The sequence below is a fragment of the Streptacidiphilus sp. MAP12-20 genome (assembly GCF_041262525.1).
GTDB lineage: Bacteria > Actinomycetota > Actinomycetes > Streptomycetales > Streptomycetaceae > Streptacidiphilus.
Map to the genome: position 1 here is coordinate 315,742 of NZ_JBGCCK010000001.1, position 19,934 is coordinate 335,675.

At 69.0% G+C, this 19,934-nt stretch carries 9 protein-coding genes; 4 read left to right on the forward strand and 5 right to left on the reverse strand.

Annotated elements, in window-relative coordinates:
• Positions 1 to 34 precede the first annotated feature (34 nt).
• The 3 genes from ABIA32_RS01440 to ABIA32_RS01450 are packed head-to-tail and all read left to right on the forward strand — an operon-like array spanning position 35 to position 2,261.
• Positions 35 to 625: a dihydrofolate reductase family protein gene (locus ABIA32_RS01440; RefSeq protein WP_370091803.1), complete on the forward strand. Its 591-nt coding sequence runs from the start codon at positions 35 to 37 to the stop codon at positions 623 to 625.
• Between the two features lie 5 nt (positions 626 to 630).
• Positions 631 to 984: a YciI family protein gene (locus ABIA32_RS01445; RefSeq protein ID WP_370091804.1), complete on the forward strand. Its 354-nt coding sequence runs from the start codon at positions 631 to 633 to the stop codon at positions 982 to 984.
• Between the two features lie 2 nt (positions 985 to 986).
• Complete coding sequence (locus ABIA32_RS01450; RefSeq protein WP_370091805.1) at positions 987 to 2,261, forward strand: RNA polymerase sigma factor; 1,275 nt, start codon at positions 987 to 989, stop codon at positions 2,259 to 2,261.
• Between the two features lie 138 nt (positions 2,262 to 2,399).
• Here ABIA32_RS01450 and ABIA32_RS01455 read toward each other — a convergent pair whose 3' ends face one another.
• Positions 2,400 to 5,684, reverse strand: a complete 3,285-nt coding sequence (locus ABIA32_RS01455) for an N-acetylmuramoyl-L-alanine amidase (protein WP_370091806.1) — start codon at positions 5,682 to 5,684, stop codon at positions 2,400 to 2,402.
• 646 nt (positions 5,685 to 6,330) lie between these two features.
• Between ABIA32_RS01455 and ABIA32_RS01460 the strand changes: the two genes are divergently transcribed.
• Positions 6,331 to 6,537: a hypothetical protein gene (locus ABIA32_RS01460; RefSeq protein WP_370091807.1), complete on the forward strand. Its 207-nt coding sequence runs from the start codon at positions 6,331 to 6,333 to the stop codon at positions 6,535 to 6,537.
• 428 nt (positions 6,538 to 6,965) lie between these two features.
• Here the strand turns inward: ABIA32_RS01460 and ABIA32_RS01465 are convergent, their stop codons facing one another.
• From ABIA32_RS01465 to ABIA32_RS01480, 4 genes are all read right to left on the reverse strand, one after another.
• Positions 6,966 to 8,408, reverse strand: coding sequence for a hypothetical protein (locus tag ABIA32_RS01465; protein WP_370091808.1), 1,443 nt, complete (start codon positions 8,406 to 8,408; stop codon positions 6,966 to 6,968).
• Between the two features lie 1,191 nt (positions 8,409 to 9,599).
• Complete coding sequence (locus tag ABIA32_RS01470; protein WP_370091809.1) at positions 9,600 to 10,670, reverse strand: hypothetical protein; 1,071 nt, start codon at positions 10,668 to 10,670, stop codon at positions 9,600 to 9,602.
• A 79-nt stretch (positions 10,671 to 10,749) separates the two neighbouring features.
• Positions 10,750 to 13,092, reverse strand: coding sequence for a UvrD-helicase domain-containing protein (locus tag ABIA32_RS01475; RefSeq protein ID WP_370091810.1), 2,343 nt, complete (start codon positions 13,090 to 13,092; stop codon positions 10,750 to 10,752).
• On the reverse strand, positions 13,089 to 19,895 hold the full coding sequence (locus ABIA32_RS01480) for a DEAD/DEAH box helicase (protein ID WP_370091812.1): 6,807 nt from the start codon (positions 19,893 to 19,895) through the stop codon (positions 13,089 to 13,091). Before ABIA32_RS01480 ends, ABIA32_RS01475 begins: the two co-directional genes overlap by 4 nt.
• Positions 19,896 to 19,934: the final 39 nt, after the last annotated feature.

The window sequence follows — 19,934 nt, forward strand, 5'->3', positions numbered from 1 at the left end:
ACGGGGCCGACGGCGCGAGCCGAGGAGAGCGGACATGGCTGCAATCGTCGTCACCGAGAGCGTGACCCTGGACGGAGTGATGCAGGGGTTGGGCCGCCCCGACGAGGACACCCGGGGCGGGTTCCGGCACGGTGGCTGGGGACCGGCCTATCTGGACCAGGTGACCATGGAGGTCATGGGCCGGGGGATGGCCGGGACGGGCGCCATGCTGTTCGGCCGACGCACCTACCTGGACTTCCACGCGGCCTGGGCGGACCGTACCGACGGTAACCCCTTCACCGCGAAGCTGAACGACACCCCCAAGTACGTCGCGTCCCGCACCCTCGCGGACCCGCTGCCCTGGCAGAATTCGACTCTGCTGAGCGGAGACGTCACGCAGGCGGTCGCGCTGCTGAAGAAGGAGCTGGACCAGGACGTCGTCGTGCTCGGCAGCGGCGAGCTGGTCAGGTCGCTGGCCGCGGCCGGGCTGGTCGACCGGTACGTGCTGTCGATCCACCCGCTGGTGCTGGGCTCGGGGCAGCGTCTCTTCCCGGACGCCGGTCCGCTCGCGCGGCTGCGGCTGGTCGAGAGCGTACCGACGACCACCGGCGTGATCATCGCTACCTACGTGGCAGAGGCGGTGTGAGGCGAATGAAGCACTACCTGCTGAGCATGTACCAGCCGCAGGGCGGCGTCCCTGCGCCCGAGTTCCTGGAGCGGGTGATGGCCGATCTCGGCGTCCTACGCCAGGAGCTGGAGTCGACCGGCTCCTGGGTCTTCGGCCAGGGCCTGCACGATCCCGACACCGCGACCGTGCTGCGGCCACGCGAGCGCGAGGTGCTGGTCACTGACGGGCCGTTCACCGAGGGCAAGGAGTTCCTCGGCGGCTTCACCATCATCAAGGCGCCGGACCTGGACGCCGCGCTGGCCTGGGGGCGGCGTTACGCGTTGGCGACCGGGCTGCCCATCGAGGTCCGGCCGTTCCGGGGCGAGGCGGAGGACTGACCGTGGCCGACGCGTCCGACGGGCCCGACGTGGCTCCGGTGACGGAAGCGGACATCGAACGGGTCTTCCGCGCGGAGTACGGACGGGCCGTGGCCGTCCTGGTTCGCCTCGTCGGCGACATCGACCTCGCCGAGGAGGCGGTCCAGGAGGCTTTCGCGACGGCGGTCGAGCGGTGGCCGACCGCCGGTCTCCCGCCCAGCCCGGCGGGATGGATCATCACCGCCGCCCGCCGCAAGGCGATCGACCGGCAGCGCCGAGAGGCTTCGCGTGACGGTCGGCAGGCCGAGGCGCTGCTGCTGTACGCCACTGGCGACAGGCCGGGCGACGAACCGGTCGAGGAGGGACCCGTGCACGACGACCGGCTGCGCCTGATCTTCACCTGCTGCCACCCCGCCCTCGCCGAGTCCGCGCAGGTCGCGCTGACGCTGCGGCTGCTCGGCGGGCTGACCTCCGCCGAGATCGCCCGCGCCTTCCTGGTGGGCGAGCCGACGATGGCGCAGCGCATCGTCCGGGCCAAGGGCAAGATCCGCGACGCCCGCATCCCTTACCGCGTACCCGCCGACGCGGACCTGCCGGATCGGCTGCGACCGGTGCTGGCGGTGGTCTACCTGATCTTCAACGAGGGCTACCTGTCCGCCGGACCGGACGAAGGACCCCAGCGCGAGGAGCTCTGCGCCGAGGCGATCCGGCTGGGACGCCTGCTCGCCGAGCTGATGCCGGACGAGCCCGAGGTCCTCGGCCTGCTCGCGCTGATGCTGCTGATCCAGGCCCGCCGCCCGGCCCGCTTCACCCCGGACGGCGCCCTGATCCTCCTCGCCGACCAGGACCGCACCCGCTGGGACCGCGACCTCGTCGCCGAGGGTCGGGCCCTCGTCCGCCGCTGCCTCCGACGCGGCGCCCCGGGTCCGTACCAGATCCAGGCGGCGATCAACGCCGTGCACAGCGACGCCGCGACCGCGTCCGCGACCGACTGGCGGCAGATCGTCCAGCTCTACGACCAGCAGTTGGAGTTGGCCCCGAGCCCGGTCGTCGCCCTGCACCGCGCGGTCGCCCTGGCCGAAGTCGAAGGCCCTGCCGAGGCCCTGGCCCAGATCGAACACCTCGACCTCGACGGCTACTACCTCTGGCACGCCCTGCGCGCCGACCTCCTCCGCCGCCTCGACCGCCGCGCCGAAGCGGCCCTCGCCTACCGCGCGGCCCTTACCCGCACCCAGAACCCCGCCGAACGCGCACAGTTGGAGCGCGGTCTGCGGTCGGTGACGACGCGGCCGGACTGACGTCGCACGCCGGGCGCGCTGCCGAGCAGCGCCGTCGGACCGCGTGACGGTCAGCCGAAACGCCGAAAGGGCCGCCCCCGCCGGAGCGGGAACGGCCCTTCTGCTGCCGGTTCTGCAGCCGGTGACGACCGGCGCGGCTCAGCCGGCTGCGAAGAAGCCGGTCAGGTCCGCGACCAGGTTCACGCTGCCGGCCGCGTTGAAGAAGTCGACCCGGCCGTTGACGACGGGTACCACCACCAGGTTCGGCAGTGTCTGCCCGGTGGCGAAGTTGATGTTCGAGACACCCGGCATCGCCGTGCCGTTCGGAAAGACCGTCACGAAGCCGCTCGTCGTCGGCGCCACCGCCGTCACGTTCAGCACCACGGCCTTGGCGTTGAGCGGGATGCCGTTGGCCGCGCCGACCTGCAGGGTGACCTTGGCCCCCGCGCCGACCGCGCCGCTGCGCACGCCGATGCCGGAGCGGGTGTCCATCACTCGTACCGGCGAGACCGTGTGGAACACGGAACCACCGCTGGTGGTGAAGTACCCGGCCAGGTCGGCGATGATCTGCACCGTCCCGGCTTGGTTGTAGAGGCGGACCTTCCCGTCCGAGCCCACCGGGACGACCACCAGGTTGGAGATGGTCTGCGCAGGGCTGAAGTTGAGGTTGGAGACCCCCGGCATGGTGGTCTGTCCCGGGTAGACGGTCAGATTGCTCGAGGCGCTCGGGGACGTCGCCGTCACGTTGAGGACGACCGCGGTGACGCCGGAGTCGGTGAGCACTCCGCCGCCGCCGGTGACCTGCAGCGCGACCTCACCGCCCGGCCCGACCGCCGCCTTCGGCGCGCCGATGCCGTAGCGGGTGTCCAGCACCCGGGACGGTCCGTAGCCCACGAAGCGCGCACCGCCGGAACCACTGACGTAGTAGCCGGCGATGTCAGCGATCAGGTCCACCGTGCCGCCGGCGTTGCGGAGCCGGACCGACCCGTTCGACCCCAGGCGCACCGTGACCAGGTTCGGGACCGTCTGGCCCTTGCTGAAGTTGAGGTTCGACACCGTCGGCAGCGCGCTGCCGTCCGGGTAGACCGTGACCACGCTGCTGCTGGTGGCATCGGTCGCGGTGACGTTGAGGACCACAGCGGTGATGCTGGACGTCGGCAGGGTGCTCGTGCCGGCGGTCGCGCCTGCGATCTTCAGGGCCACCTCACCGCCCGGTCCGATCGGCGTCTTGGGCGCACCGATTCCGTAGCGGGTGTCCAGCAGACGCGTCGGCGTCACCGGGACGTAGGTGCTGGTGGCGGGAGCCGCAGGGGAGATGAGCCGGACGTCGCTCGCCTTGACGAAGGCCAGCCGGTGGTTGAACGAGATCGGGTAGTACTGCAGGGAGCTGGTGTAGTACTTGCAGCCACCGGCGGTGCTGCAGGTGGTGAAGTCCTTGTAGTAGTTGTACGAGTCGTAGTAGTCACCGGTCGTCAGCGTGCCGGCCAGATAGGCCTGGCCGGGCTGGATCGAGTAGCTGAGCGGCTCCAACTGCATGTGATTCGTGGGGTCCGCGGCCATCTTGGCAAGCGTCGGGTTGCTCGCGTAGGCCGTCGTCGGGTCCGGGTACGCACGGCCGAAGACCTGGATGGCACTGCTGCCCGCCGGGACCGCCAACTGCGCCCCAGGCTTGTTGTTCGCGAACGCGTAGGCGCCGCCAGGGTTGTAGAACCAGGCCTGCTTGCCGCCGTACCAGATGGCGGTCCAGTCGCCGGAGACCCCGGCCACCACGAAGGTCTCGCCGTAGGTGGCCCGGTCGGTCCAGTCCCAGCCCACCTGCGTGCCGGTGCTGCTGCTCCGGCCGTTGGCCACGTAGTCGGCATCCTGGAAGAGACCGGAGCCGGTGCTCGGGCCCTTGTAGAGGTAGACGAAGTTCGCTGGGCGGCTCTGACAGACGGTGGTCGAACTGCCGCAACCGAGCAGGGTGGGTTCGTAGGAGGTCGAGGACGGCGGCGCGATGGTCACCGTGCCGCCGACGACCGCCTGGTCGTTGCCGCTGAGCGGAGCGCCGACGAGGGTGAGGTAGTAGCTCCAGTCCCAGTACGGTCCCGGATCCCAGTGCTGCCCGAAGAGGTAGGTGTCGTCGATGCCCGGCACCTCGTCGTGCCCGATGATGTGCTGCCGGTCCACCGGGACGCCGAACTTGGCGGCCAGGTAGGACACCAGCTTCGCCGAGGACTGGTACTCGGACGGGGTGTACCAGCTGCCGTTCTGGAGGGCGTAGCCCTCGTGTTCGATGCCGATCGAGTGCGTGTTGATCGTCTTGTTGTTCGCGTGCCAGGCCATGTCGGCGGTCGGCACCATCTGCGTCACCGAGCCGTCCTGGCCCACGACGTAGTGGGCGCTGGCGTTCGTCGTCCCGCTCTGGAACGAGTTGATCGCGCTCGACGCGGTCGACTCGGTGTCGTGGATGACGATGTAGCTGACCGTCCCGTCACCAGGGGCCCGGTTCGACAGCGCGTAGTTGCCGTAGTTCGAGATGTCCGTCGGCGAGTTCTGCACATACGCCGCGGGGCTGACTTTGCAGCTCAGACCGGTCGGGCACTCCACCGGGAAGCTCGGGCCCGCGGCGGACGGGGTGACCGTCGCTGCCAGCGGCGCCACGCCGCTGCGGGCCAGCGTGGTCGAGGAGGCCGCGCCGCTCACCGCCAGCGACGGTTCTGCGGCCAGGCTGACGACCTGGTTCTCCGCCGTGGTCCGCGTGACACCCTTGCGCATCACCTGGTAGACCCGGTCCGCGTACTCCTTCGCCGTGGCGGCGTCTCCCGCGTGGGCGAAGGCCGCCACAGCCTGGTACCACTGACCCGGGTCGGCCGGCAGCGAGCCGTGCTGCTTCCGCTCGTACGACGCGAGCAGTGCGGCTCCGCCGCGGATGCTCTGCCGGGTGTCGGACTTCAGCGCGGCGGCGGGCCGACCGATCAGCCGGGCGGCGCTGTCCAGCGTGTGCAGTGCGGCTGACGAGGTGTCGACGGCGACCGCGGCGGGCTGCGCCTTGAGGGTGGCGTGCGTGTGGACCCGCGGGTCGCCCTGGCCGTCCGCCTCCGGCGCGCTGTTACCGGTGGGGGTGGTCAGGTCGGCCTTGGTGACCTGGGTGAGACCCATGACGTTGTAGTTGCCCGTGGTGCTGGGCTGGCCCTGGTGACTGTCCCACAGCGACTGCTGGTAAGAGAGCGCCAGCAGCAGTGCTTGTGGGACGTGGAACTCCTTGGCGGCAGAGGCGAATTCACTCTGCAACGAGCTGCTGAGCCGGATCGGCGCGGCGGTCGTGACCGCCGCGGCATTCGACCCGGGGCCTGTGCTCGACGACGCCTCCGCCACGGCACCCGCGACAAGCGCGGAGGTGGCGAGCGCGGCCGTCGCGCCTATCCAGAACTTCGAACGCTTACGACTGTGTTGTGCCTTCACTACCCCACCCGCATCGTGGCCTTGGCAACGGTCGGAACCCGTGGCGCGGCTCCGGAGTCAAATGTGGGCGAACGGTATCAGGCGTTCCTGTGGTGAGCCGGGACTGAATGCGGTTGTGGAGAATCCTTCACGACACCCTCGCGGCCCAGGCTTGGCGGGGTGTCTGAATGCGTCCGCGATGTCACGCGCGGCGACGTGGCAGTGGTCATGACGCAGCGTGGGACTGGTCCCACTGCCCCATTCCTTCAGGATTTCCCGATCTGTGGGTAGTGCCGGGTTTGCAATGGAATGTCTGATCGTGTGTCATCAAATGAATTCGACCCGGGCGCATGAGCGCTCTTGGCACGCAGCACTTCCGCGACCGTCGGGGCCCACGCCTCCGGCCCGATCGCCTTCCATCTGGCCAATGAGGGCACAGACCCTGCGCAGGTCCCGCGAGCGTCGGGACCACCTGATCTACGTGTCCTTCTGGTAACTCCGACGCGGGCAGCGCGCGGCGACGACCCTAGCTCCGCCCGCGCTCGTATGGCCGTCTCGCGTCCTATGGTCCTTAGCGCCCCCCGGGTGATCACCCGGTTGATCAGGACGCCCGACGCCGGCTCCCTCCTCAGGGTGCTGCTCGCCTGCGGGACCGGGGATCAACTTGATGCGCCCGGCCCGGCCTCGTCTTGAGAGCGGGCAGGCGGCCCAGGTCTGGTTGCAGTCGGCGGAGCGCTTCGCGGCCCAGGTGGCCGGTCCGCACTTCGAGGCGCCCTGCCGCGAATATCTGCTCGGCTCCCCGGACGTGCTGCCGGGCGGCGTGTGGGGCCACGTCGGCGGCGGTGTTGTCACCGACCCGGCGGCTCGACAGTAGATCGAGATCGACTGCCGACCGGGGCGAGGTGCTCCTCCTCGGCCTCGCGGAACTGTACGGCTGAGGGCCCGGCGGCCAGAGACCACCCGGGACCAAAACGCCGAGGGCCCGTCAGATCACTGACGGGCCCTCGGCGTTTGTCCTGCTCAGAGCGGTAGCGGTGGGATTCGAACCCACGGTGAAGTTGCCCCCACACACGCTTTCGAGGTTTGCACGTCGGTTCCATGGGTGGTTCACCATGATCCACATCTGTTCGCGTTAGTTCATTACCGCAGGTCAGGGGCGCTCAGGTCGGCGTCGAGGCCGTAGGTGGACCGACCTGAACCACGGCGGATGAGACTACAGATGAGACTAGGATCCCGACTTGTTCTGTCCCTCGAAGCCGTCGACGAGATCCAGGACGGCTGCCAGTGCCAGCGTCTCCCGGATCACTGGCTCTTGAAAGGCCAAGGGTAGTCGTAGGTACCCTGCGTGCCGATGTATGGCTCAAGATTTTGACGACTGGGTCGCGGATCCGGCGGCAGTGCCACTCCGTTGCGGATCGGATCAATGGAGTCAGCGTGTGCAGCCGCCCAGCGAAGCCACTCGGCGGTCGCGTCGCTGATTGCTCCGTCCGACCGTTCACGCACCGCTTCGCTGAGAGTGCGGATCTCGGACGCCGTACGCCAATCATCCAGCTGCTGCTCCAACGCCTTCAGCCTGTGGTCGTGGATCAGCTTCTGGTGAGCCTGGTCGATGACCTCATACCAGCGCTGCTTGCGGTCCTCCTCCGCCCGTGCGGCCTTGATGCGCTGCTCTTCGGCCAGGTCGGCACGCGCCTCGATCGCCGCCAGGAGGTGGCCCAGGCGCGATTCCAGGGTCCAACGCGCCCCGTCCGAGCAATCATATTGGCGGTACCCGTGGGAGCCGTTATGGCCTGGCGCATCGATCATGAGCCGTCCATCGAGCACGTTGTCGTACTTTGGGATGCGGTGGCGCATCCAAGTGGGCTGTCGTTCCGCGTCGCGCAGCTCGCGGGGTGTCGGCTCGTGCGGTTGCTTGGAGGTGCGCTCGCAGATCTCCAAGGGGAAGGAGTGGCCCTTGATGGTGATCACGAGTTCGGCCATAGGCTCGTCTCGTGCCCGGAGAGCTGGCCTCATGCGGGCGTCCACGTCATAGCCCCGCTGTTCGGCCGCAGTGAGCAGGCCCTGCATGATCCGCAGCGCCCGGTCGACGAGCGGGCGGGAGACGTAGATCGGGACCACGCCTTGATGCCCCCGAGTGTCGGCTACCCCGGTCCGCGAACGTCCCAGCGCCTTCCGGGTGGCCGAGATCAGCGGATGCGGTCGGGTGAGCTCGGTGGGCACGTCGACGGCGGGAGGAGGCGGTGGTGGCGCTTCCTGTTCCAGATCGACCAGCCTCAGCTTGAGGTCCCCTCGCTCCCGACCGGCCAGGCGCAGTTTGTGCCCCGTCGGCACGTCATTGCGGTTAACCGCCTCGTAGAACGCCTTTGTCCACCTACCTCGCGTCACGACCCCCGGGTCGTGGACGGTCAGTGTTCCGCCGGCGGCAGTGAGCCGACGAATCAGATCGGCTCCATCGGTGGGAGCGGTCTTGGCCGTCTCAGGGTCACGGGCGGCACGTTGGGCCTCTTGCTCGACCTCTTCGGGGTGCCGCCCGTGCTTGAGGTAGTACTTGCCCTGGTCAGTGAGGACGGCTGTCTGAGCTTGGGTGCCGTTCTCCAGGATTGGCATCGAGCGTTTGACCAGCCTGCGCTGCTCCAGCGCCCACAGCGTGTTGGACTTCTGGGATTCGATCTGGGCGCCGGGGTTGGCGGCGATCCACTGAAGTAGGTCGGCCTGGATCGGGGTGGGGGCCAGGGAGAACTTCACATGCCGCACCGTACGAGGCGCGTGACGGCAATGGACGACGTCGGCAAAGGTGACCGAGTGGAGCTGAACTACGTGATACGGGCCGGACTATCCCTCATATGCCTCGGCATCCGTTTGAACTCCCGACGTCGAGCACCTTCGGGCAGCGGGTGTAACGGTCAGGGCCCGCCCGAGAGTTGCCGCCGGAGCTCGTCGATGCGGCTCTGAGCCGCGCCAGCCGACTTCTGTTGGCGAGTCAGCTTGGCCTCGGCGAGTGCCAGCTCACTTTTGAGGCGCTCATGCTCGGCTGCAGCACGTTCGCGCTCGAGCCCGTCCTCGTTGTACGCGGGTCCAATGCGCTCCGAACTCAGGACCCCACGGCGTTCCCCGCACTCCGGGCAGTCGAGGACCCTTGTGGAGACGTAGGTGTGCTCGCGGTGCTGAATGAAGGGGACTACGTGGTTACACCGCAGAGTCATATCCCACGTGTCGAGGTCCTTCTTACGCTCCTCGGCTGACGGCCAGGAGGCGGCCAGGGCAGAAAGCCGTTCGAGCTGCCGAGGGCCTATCGGCGGCGGTGGACAGCAGAAGCAGCAATGGGCCACGCGAGACCCGTCGATACCCCACTGGGCGGAATTGCACTCCGAGTGTCTTTCCCGGAATGCTCGTTGGGCTTCTTCGTACTCCAGCCGCTCGGGCTCGGACAGTTTTAGGGTCGGCCACCAGTTGCCCAGCCCGTCCGATACCGGCTCCCCACATCCGCGGCAGGGCTCGCCCGCCACGTACTCCTCCCAGCTGAGGCACATGCCCTCACGCTGCCAAAGGTCCCTCCGCTCTCGCTTCCGCTGATCTTCCGCCTCAGCGTCAAGCGCTGCTCGCAAGGCGCGCTTCGCAGCGCGCTGTAGACGTTGTTCCTCCGTGAGCTTGGCCATCGCGTCACCGTCCCGATATTCCGCACCATCGCACGATCCTCAGGGGGATGGTGACATGGCTGCCGTAGGCATGGCCTGCTTGAGCGCTTGAAGACTCGGGCAGAGAGCGTTTGGGGCGGATGTGATTGCTGCGGACGCTGATAAGGCTCGATGTTGAGTGGATTCTGACACGATGCATCAGCAAGACGCTGGTAATCCGTGGGCTGGTACCTCGCGCAACGGGACTCCGTAACTCACCAGCGTCTGGGCATCTACCGAATATTTCCTCGTGCGGCAGTTGCTACTCGCCGCGGAGCGGAGCGGGGTCGTAGAGCAGTTGATAGGTGTCGACGCCGCCGGCGGGGCGTGTGCGGTAGATCGTGATCTCGGGGAGGAACTGCTGCTTGACGCGTAGTGTGCGTTGCCGCTCGTCGTCCTCGATGTCGCTGATCCAGTCCTCGACATGACGAGGGAGCTTGAACGTCAACTCGTAGGCCTCTGCCTCGTCGGCGTCCCAAGGGGAGGCGGACCATTCCGCGGTCCGGTGGTGGCCGGTGCGGCGTAGACGGATCCGGTGGGTCGGCTCGGTGGTGGCGAAGGCCAGGAACCTGTCAGCGTCGCTCGTGGCCAAGGGGAGGATGAAGGGCGCGGCGGGGAAGCCGAGGAGCAGTTCGGCCCGGCTGTTCGTCGTCAGGGACTGAGCGAACTGGGTCACCATGGCCCGGACGTCGGGAGAAAGCGTGAGGTCGTCGTCCGGGGCGTCCGCAGTGCCCAGCAGGACTCGCAGTAGGGCGCGGATGCCGGCGGTGTGCACCGGTTCGGTGGACTGGGTCTTCGCGATCTCGGCTGCTGCCTCACGAACGGTCTTGCGCAGCCAGAGGAAGGAGGGGCCGGAGAGGTCGACGAGGGAGATCTGGTGCGCCAAGGCGTAGCGCTGCGCGTCGGACGTGAATCCATTGGCGGAGAAGAGCGCGTAGACGTACTGGAATCGTCGCCGTGGACGTCCGCGGTGGATGGGGGCGTCAGCGGATCGACGTCGACTGGGCGTGGTCAGGGTGAAGTTCTGGTTCACATCGTGGATGACGCCGTGGGCGTTGCGGACTGTCATCAGCCCGACCTTGCCAGTGGTGAACTTGGACTCCAGGAACATCCGCACCGGTAGCGAGAAGGCTGGGGTGAAGGTGAACTCGCCCAGGACGTCGACTTGGTGGCGGGCACCGCGTCCGCGCACGCACAGGGACCCGTCGCGTCCGGTGGTCAGTTCGTCGGGATCCTCCGCCGGGCTGCTGAAGATGCGGTAGCCGCTGTTGCGCAGCAGCCACGCCAGGGCTTCTTCGAGCAGGTAGCCCTGCAGTACTGCCGGCCGAATCAAGGTTCCCCCGGGTGGTCGATTTGGACGGATGACGATCGGGATGGGCCCCGCGGAAGGCACCGCGGCCATGCCGGTGGTATCAGCGCGGGAGGAAGGGGCTGGGCTTGCCGTGCCAGGAGATGGCCAGGGCGTCGCGGGCGCGGGTGGTGGCGACGAAGAGCAGGGCGCGGGATTTGCGCAGTTCGCGCTGATAGCGGGCGGGGTCGTCGTTGCGGTAGCGGTCGATCACGGCGGTGCGGGGCAGGATGCCGTCGCTGGCGGCAACGATGGCCAGCTTCTGGTACTCAAGACCCTTGAAGCGGTGCATGGTGCCGACATGGATGTCGCCGTCGCCGCGGGGGCCGTCCTTCGTCAGTTCGGCGTAGCTGAGTCCGGCCTTGGTGGCGAGGTAGTACATGACCTCGCTGACCTTGTCGCGGTCTGGTACGGCGACGGCGATGAGCCCGCGCGGATCGCGAGGGTTGCCCTTGTCGTCGGTGGACAGCTCTTGGTGCCAGGCGAGCAGGGTGCCGGCCAGACCCGCGAGCTCCTCGGCCCAGGTGACGTGAGGCAGGAGGTCCGGGGCAGGCCCGTGCAGCACGGAGCGGTACCCGGCGAGGGTGTCGGTGCCGTCGTCTAGGTCGTCGAAGGTCTCGCCCGACATGACGGTCAGGGCCTTGGCGAGGATCTCCTTGGTGGTGCGGTAGCTGAGGGTCAGCCGGGAGGCGCGTCCGCGGATGTTGATGCCGACTGCGCCGAGGGAGACCTGGTTGTCGTAGATGCGCTGGTGGGTGTCACCGGCGATGAACAGGTCATTGGGGCCCGGTGGCACCATGGCGCGCAGCATTTTCCAGTGGGCGGGCCGTAGGTCCTGTGCTTCGTCGACGACGATGTGCTGGTACCGGTGTGCCAGGTAGCGCATGCCGGAGTCCGCGTCCCGGTGGATCAGCTCGCGTCCGCCGACCTCTTCCTTGTACTCCTTGCGGGCCTGGATGCGGGCGGCGCGGTCGATCTCGTAGCGGGCGGCGCGTTCGGCGGCCTGTCCCCAGGTCTCGATGCCGAGTTTGTCCAGGCGGGCGGTGAACTGGTCCAGGAGTTTCCAGACTTGGTTGCGCTCGGGTCGGGTCAGCGGGCGCCCGCGTCCGGCCCGTCGGGCCTGGAAGTAGGCGGCCCGGGTGGGGATGGACTGGCCGAGGATGACCTGCTCCCACTCCTCTTTGAGGAATTCGGGTTCCCAGCTCTGCTCCTCACCCAGTTCGAGCAGCTGTGTGCGCAGTTCGGCCACGGCGACGCGGTCGTCCACGCGGTTCTTGCCACGTCCCGGTGCGGAGTTCTCGCCCAGTACACGGGCAGCGAGCTGGTCAATGTGGACAATCTCGACGCGGGCCAGCAACTCGGGTTCGACCAGTGAGGCGAGGCGGGCGCGCAGGTCGGTGGTGAGGTTCTTGGTGAAGGTGGTCAGCAGGATCGGCTTGTTCTGCCCCGGCGGGAGCCTCTCGGCGAGGTAGCGGACTCGGTGCAGGGCGACGATGGTCTTGCCGGTGCCCGGACCGCCGGAGACACGGGCGGGACCGCTGTAGTCGTGGTCGACCAGGCGTGCCTGGGTCGGGTGCAGGAACACCTTCCAGGCGCGGAAGTCGCCCTCCTCCAGGACCTTCTGCAGGGCGTCGTCGACGGTGGTGACGGTGGTGCGGGCCAGGGCTGCGGTGAAGTCCTCGGTGTCGACCGGGGTCGGGGCAGCGACCTTGTCAGTGATCTCGGCACGGACTTCGTGGAGCGGCATCCCGGCCGCGAGTCCGTACAGCACGTCCTTTGACAGCAGGGGTGCGCCGACGACGAGCTGATCGAGTTCGACGCTGTCCGTCAAGGTGAGGGCGACGTCGATCAGCGGCTCTGCGACGCCGAGGTCCCGCAGTTGGGTAGCGTCATAGGCTGCCAGCAGTGGCACCGAGACGGATTCGGGCTCTGGGGCGAGGGCGGGCTCTGGTTCCGGTACGACGGAGGCCGGAGCAGCGGGCGGTAGAGGCTCGGCATCGGCCGCAGGCTCGGTCTCGGGCTCAGCTGGGGTAAGGCTGATGCCGGCGCGGCGCAAGGTGCTCTCGCCGACGACGGACAGGTCGACGAACTCGATCTCACCGGTGACCCGGTTGATCGCCACCGACTGCTGCTCGTAGACGTCGCGGCGGTGACGGACTGCGATGACCAGCCAGCTCTCCTCGCCGTTGGCATCGGTGCCGGTGCGGGTGAGCAGGGCGCGGTAGGACAGGTCGATGCGTGCTGAGAAGACCTGGGCGTTGCCCTTGAGCGCCTGGAGTTTCAGGCCGTTTTGCCAGGGGTTCTCGCGGAAGCGGTGACTGAAGTCGTAGAACTTCGCCTTGACTGAGCGGTCGAGCTTGTAGAGCTCCTGTTCGGCCTTTTGGTAGAGGCTCAGCCGGGCGGTCATCGCGTGGAACCTTTCACTTCGTCAGGTGATGCTGCAGCGCTTCCAGGGACATCAGGCAGCAGGGCGAGGAGGCTGTCGAGATGGTCCAGCCAGCCGGTAGCGGTGCGCACCGTCCAGCCCTGGTCTTCGTAGGCGGCGTCGCGACGGGCGGCCTCCTGGTCGCCTTCGTCGTCCTCGACATGCGCCGCGGGCACGACTGCGACCAGCACGTTCGGATCCTCCCAGGCGAAGTCGGCCTGCCAGCCGCTGCTGCCTAGTTCGTAGCCGAAGACCGGTGCGGTCTTGCCGTGCTTCGCACAGGCAGCAGCCAGGGCGGCGAGATCAGCCTCGTCCTCCTCGTCGAGCAACGGCAGGATCTCGGTGTCCCAGACGGGGTCGCGGAGCAGTGCGACCAGAGCCTTCTCGATCGAGGACGCGTCCACTGTGACGGGCTCTGCCGTAGGAGTGGCCACGGGAGTGACCTGGGCCGGGGCGGAGACGCCGCGGAGGGATCCGAGTTCGCCGACCCCGCCGCATACCGCCAGGACCTCGACCGGGTAGTCGGGGACTTGACTGGCGGCGAGTTGCACGCCGTCCCCGCCGTCGTGGGAGAGGAACTGCAGCAGGTTCGACCAGTACAGCCAGGACCGCCAGCGCAGCTTGCCCTCCTCGCTGTCCAGCGGAGCGCTCGTACCGTCGTCCACAACTGCCAGCGCAGTCCACAGCAGTTGCTCGGGGTTGCCCGCGTCCAAGGCGAGCAGGAGCGGCAGAGCGCGCAGGTCGGTAGCACGGAAGAGATGCACCTCACCGAGCCTCGCACCGGTGTCCACTGCAAGTTCCGCCGCGACTGCGGCCTTGGAGCGGGCCTGCCCCGCACATTCCGCCAGCCCCTCGCCGAGGGCGTGCAGCAGCTCGGAGCGTCGACTGGTCCTGGCCAGCGCCACCGTTCCCGGGTCGGCCATCAGGCCGCTGACCAGTGCGCGGGCGCGGCGGCCCCAGCTCTGTGCGTCGGGGTCGCGCAGAAAGGCCAGCAGTGTGTCGACGGGGTTGGCGAACACTGCCTCGCTGAACAGGGCGCGATTGCCGCCGTACTGCTCGTACGCCTGCTTGGCCTGCTCCTGGGCGCTGGGCGGGTACGGTGGCCAGACCGGTTCGGCGCGACGGCCGCGGTCCTCGAACAGGTCCAGGTCCTGCCAGGTGAGCTGGAACACGGTCTGGCCCTCAGCGCGCAGCCGGGTGCGCTTGGCGGCATCAGCGGCCAGGTTGTTGTGGGCGGTGCTGGCGTGCCAGCGGTGCCCGTCCAGGTAGACCTTGACGCTCTGGCGCGGGCCGTCGGTACGGGTGAAGGTGAAGTCGGTGCGGGTGCCCTGCAACTGCTGCTGCGCTGTCAGCCGCCAGTCCACCGGCGAGCCCCCGGCCGCAATGCGAAGGTGCCCGCTCGCCCGGCCGTCCTCTTCCAGCGAGGCGTCGGTGCTTGCGCCGGCCCACTGTCGCAGCGCCGCCAGGAAGCGGGCCTCCAGGTCGGACTCGACCTGCTTGTCCAGCCCGATGGCGCCGGTCGTGGCCACAGGGACGGTCTGCCACCGGTCCTCCTGCTCGGCTCCGGTCTCATCGACCGGCCCGAGCAGCGAACCGATCAGTTCCAGAGCCTCGGACCGTGAGACGTCGTCCTGGTGCCGTTCGGGGGTGTAGCGGTACAGGCAGCGGTGGCAGGCGCTGCGGCCCTCGCCGACACAGGTGCAGGTCAGCAGGGCGGTGCGGGCTGCTGCCAGGGTTGCCCGGAACGCGGCCGGGTCGGTGAGCCGGTGCAGATATCCGGTGCCGCCGGGCAGTGCGTCGAAGAGCACCAGGAACCAGCGCCGCTCCCCGGTCGTGCCGTCGGGCATTGAGGCGAGGGTGGTGTCCAGGTGCTGGGGGTCGCCGCCGAAGTGCCGGTCCACGCCCAGCCGCAACGCGGCCCGGAACGAGTGCACCTTCTCCTCCACCAGCACGGTCGCGGCCGGCAGCAGGACCCGAAGTGCCTCGGTGTGCAGCTCGTGCGCGAGCAGCACCGCGACGTGGTCCACTCCCTCGCGTTGCCCGCGCCGCAGCGGGCACCAGGGACGGTGGTGCTTCAGTCGGGGGTCGCGTGCGGCCGAGGCGCTGAGCTGGTCGGTGTCGTGGTCGAAGACCGGCCTGCCGTCCGCGGTCGCCGCGCCGCAGCCGGTGCACACATGGAACGGGTTGAGCCGCACGATGTGACCGGCGAAGTCGTCGGTGGCCGGGATGTCGAAGCGGGCCGGACCCAGGTTCACCGTCCGGATCCGGGCGTGGCGGGTGAAGTCGATGCCGAAGGTCTGAGTGGCGTGCCGCCACGAGCCTGGCACGATGTCCTCGGCGGGGATGTCCACCGCGTGGACGACTTCGTAGAACCGCGGGTCGCGCTCGTCGCGGTCGTCGCGGATCTTCGCGTCTTCGCGCTTGTCGCGCGCCGTCACCAGTGACGGCTGGATGACCCGGTGCAGGCACGAGCCGTCGTCCGCGATCGCCTGGCTGGAGCAGCGCGGGCACGGTGAGCGGTTGTCCGTGGCGTCCTCGGTGCGCACGTACCCGCAGCCCGGACAGACCCGCCACAGCTGCCAGGAGCGGCGTGCGGTGGTGCCGATGTCCATGCCGGTGATCTCGTGCCGATAGCCGTTGACGTAGAAGGTGTTGCCCGGCGCCAGCTCGGAGATCGCATAGCGGCGCGGGCGCTCGTAGCTGCGAAGCCGCGCTTTGTACACAGCCTTGCCCGCGGCGGCTTCCTCCTCCCGCTCTTGCCAGTAGATGGTGGCGTCGAGCTGGGTGCGGGTGTCCACCAGTGCGTAGTTGGGCAGCAGGCCCAGGTCGCAGAGGGCCTGCTGGGCGGTGGTCTCACCCAGCCGCATGATCGTGTAGCTGGTGCCGCGCCGTTCTGCCTCCAGTTCGGCCTTCTGCCGTGCCTCCTCCGGGTCGGCGTCCAGCAGCACGCTCGTGGCTGCGTCGATCGCCGCGAGCCGCTCGCGCAGTACCTCCAGCCGCTGCTGCCAGTCGCGCTCGGCTTCCTCCACCGCGCTGCGCAGCCCGCGCGACGCGTAGAGGGCCAGCTCAGCGGCCGCCTGCTCGCTGACATCGGTCGGGAACAGTCCGAGGAACCCGCCGACCAGGGCATCGGCCTGTTCGATCACCAGCTCCAGCAGGTCGCCCAGGTACCCGGACGGACCGAACAGCCCGGCCACCTTCGCCGGGAGCGCCGACAGGGCTGTGCCGTCTGCGCGCAGCAGCCGACCGGCCGCCGCCAGGTCGAGGAGGTGCGCCAGGTACTGGCGGCGCAGGATCTCCACCGCTGACAGATGGCACCCCGGCGGCACGATCCTCCCGGCGATCATCTCCTTGGGCTGCTCCAGGAAGTACTGGTCCCTGCGCCGCCGCTCGGGGATCGTCAGCAGGAACGCATTCCCGGTACGACGACCGGCCCGGCCCACCCGCTGCGCATAGTTCGCCGGGGTGCGCGGCAGCGAGGCCAGGACCACGGCGGACAGGTCGCCGATGTCGATGCCCAGCTCCAGCGTTGGCGTGCAGGCCAGGACATTCGGGTCATTGAAGCCGTGCCCGTCGCGGAACGCCGTCTCGACCTTCTCCCGCTCCGGGCGGGTCAGCATCCCGGTGTGCTCTGCTGTCACCACCTGGTACGTGCCCGACTCCTGGTACAGGCGCCGGTAGTAGTCCTGCCGGTAGTCACGGTCGCGCCGGTGCACCCCCAGCTCCTCGGGATGATCCCCAGCGACCAGTCGGCCCTTGGTGCAGCGGTAGGACGGGCACGGCTGGCCGTGCCACTGGTCGAGCAGCGAGGGATGCACCGTCTGCTCCCAGAAGCACACCGGGCAGCGCACGAACGCGGCATTCACCTGCTCGTCGTCCAGCAGCCACGCCTCGATGCCCCCGGGCTGCAAGCCGTAGATCCGGGACGAGCCGTCCTTCGCGACCCGCATCGACAGCAGGCCGGCCGCGTGCAGCTGCGGCAGCAGCCGCGACCAGAACTCCGGCACCAGCTCCCGGGGCAGGCCCAGGCAGCGCTGCGCCCAGCGCTCGTACCAGGACAGCCGACCGGTGGCGGCGTCGAACTCGCTGCCGTTCTTCGGCGCGGACAGCAGGAACACCGGGGCGGCCAGGCCCTTGGGGAACGCGGGCATCCCGACCGGGCGCTTCCCCCAGATGTAGTACCGGCTGGTGCCCGCCTCGTCGAGGTAGTTCTCCAGCCAGCGGTGCTTGATCGCACCGCGCGACCGCAGCCGTTCCAGGAACACCCGCAGGAAGCCCAGGTACCGCTCGTCGTCCTGCGGCACCGGCTCCGGACCGTGGCCCGGCTCAAGGTGCGCAGTTCGCACCAGCGCGACCGCCCCGGCCACGTCCGGGATCCGCACCTGCGCCGCGGCGGTTCGGGTCAGCTCCAGGGTGCGGCCCTGGCGGGCGCGGAATCCGAACTCCATCAGGGTCTGGAACGCCAGTCGCTCCCCGATCAGCCGCCAGGTCCGCTGGTCCCCGCCACGCCCGGTGCCCGACAGCAGCCGTTCCACTCCGCGCAGGTCGTGCAGATCCGGTGGGACGACGGCCGACAGGACCTCTGCGTCGGGCTTGCCCGTGGTCTGGTCGGTGGTGGCGGCCACCAGGTCGGCGATCAGATCGTTGAGTGCGGTCGGTGCCTCGACCTGGAGCCGGTCACCGAGCAGTGCGCGCAGCGAGAAGGTGTAGGAACGGCTGGCGACGAATCCGGCCCGGTGCGCGGCGTCCTGTACCGAGTCGCTGAACATCAGGGTCTTGCGCTCGTTCGCCTTCTTGTCCAGCTCGCCGCCAGTGAAGAGCTGGGTGATCGAGGCAGCCGCGAGTGCGGCCGGTCCGGTGCCCAGGTAGCGGATGGAGTTGTGCTCCCCGCACGCCGGGCACCAGTCGTCCTTGGCCGCGGTGTTCGCGGTGTCGCCCAGATTGACCAGCACGAAGGCGGAGTCGCGGGCCAGCAGATTCGGCTCACCGGACTGTGCGTCGAAGTCGCCAGCCGGGTTCGGTGGCCGCAGCCGCCCGCGCATGCCGTCCAGCACCATCAGCACCCCACCGGGGCCGCTGCTCGTCCGGTCCACGCGAGCCGACGCGGGCGCGTCGTGTCGGACCTGCTTGGCCTGCTCGTCGGTGGCCGCGATCAGGTTCCGTACCCGGATCTTGTCCTGGCTGGTCGAGGCCCGACGGATCTTGGTCGCGTTGAACTCCACATCCAGATCGTCGCTCTCGGGTGAGAACACCGCCCACCCCGAACGCCCGCAGTCACGGCAGTACACCGCCGGCAGGAAGAGGTTCGCCGAGGCCCCGGCCGTCGCCGTGGTGACCGGTGCGGCCCGGTGGGCGTCGACGCCGGTGGCATCCGAGGCGTCGGCCGCATCCCAGCGGAACTCCGCCTTGGGCCACGGCAGCACCCCGCGCAGCAGCCGGGACACTGCCCGCGCCCACTGGTGCACCTCCACCTGCACCAGGGGCCTCGGCCTCTCCGGCGAGGAGTCGGGGTCGCGGGCAATCGACAGCAGGGCGACGAAGCGCGCCAGTGCGTTCGCCGCCTGCTCCGGGCGCGTCGCTACCGCCTGCCCCCAGGAGTACGCACCCGCTCGCCACATCACGTCCAGCACCTCGGCCGAGGACTTCACCCCGTCCGCCAGCGCCTGCATCACCGCCTGGGTGAGAATGTGCTGCTTGAGCCTGGCCCCCAGCTCGTGCGGGTCGATGATGTCCTCACCACAGACAGCCTGCACCAGCTGCGCGAACTCGGCCGGACCACGTGCGGGGTCCGGCAGCGCAGCCAACTCCTCAGGGGAGGGGAGCGGCAATCTGCCGTCCAGCTCGGTGGGGCGGATGAACTCGGCGACCTCCTGCCGCCGCTCTCCGATCACCGCATCGGCGGTGAACGGCGTCCCGAAGACCTGGGTGGCGACCTCCAGGAGGTCCCGGGTGCCGTCGCCGTCTGTTCCGGAGGCCAGGGTCGCCGAGGTCGCAACCGGGCAGATCGAGCCCAATGGACGCCCTGGCTGCGAGGCTCCGACGACGGACGCTAGCCGGCGCAGCAGCATCGCCACGTCCGTGCCCTGCGCGCCGTCGTAGGTGTGGAACTCGTCCACCACGATGTAGCGGAGCGACTCGCCGCGCCAGAGCTCCGCGTCCGCGGGGCGCTGTAGTAGGAGGTCGAGCATCTTGTAGTTGGTGATCAGAATGTCGGGCGGCGCGGCCTGCATCTCCGAACGACTGGTCGCCACCCGCTCATAGCGGGTCGCTGCCACATCGCCGATGTAGAGGCCGGCCGACACCCGAGCAAGTGCCTGATTTTGTGTCAGGTAGTCATTAATCCGGATCGCCTGGTCGGTCGCCAGCGCATTCATCGGATACAGCAGCACTGCCTTGACCCCGGACAGCCCGGCAGTCCGTTCGCGGCGGCAGTGGTCCAGGATCGGCAGCAGGAACGACTCCGTCTTGCCGGAGCCGGTGCCGGTGGTGACCATCGTCGGCTGCGGTTCATGACGGTAGGAGGACAGCCGGGCGAAGGCGGCAGCCTGGTGCGCGTACGGGGCGAAGCCCTCCGGAGCCCAGTCCAGGGATGCCCGCCAGGACGGGTCCGCACGGGTGAACGGCGTCCTTATCCGCAGGAACGGCCCCCGGAACATCCCCGAGATCTCGTCCCCCAGGAACCGGTGCAGCTCCTCACGCGCGCCCTCGTCGGTCAGCGCATAGGTCGTGGACAGGTACTGCAGCAGGCTCTCCTTGAGCCCCCGCGCCTCCAACGTCGGCCTCACCGGACGGAACCCTCCTGCTTGACGACGGTCGGACTCATC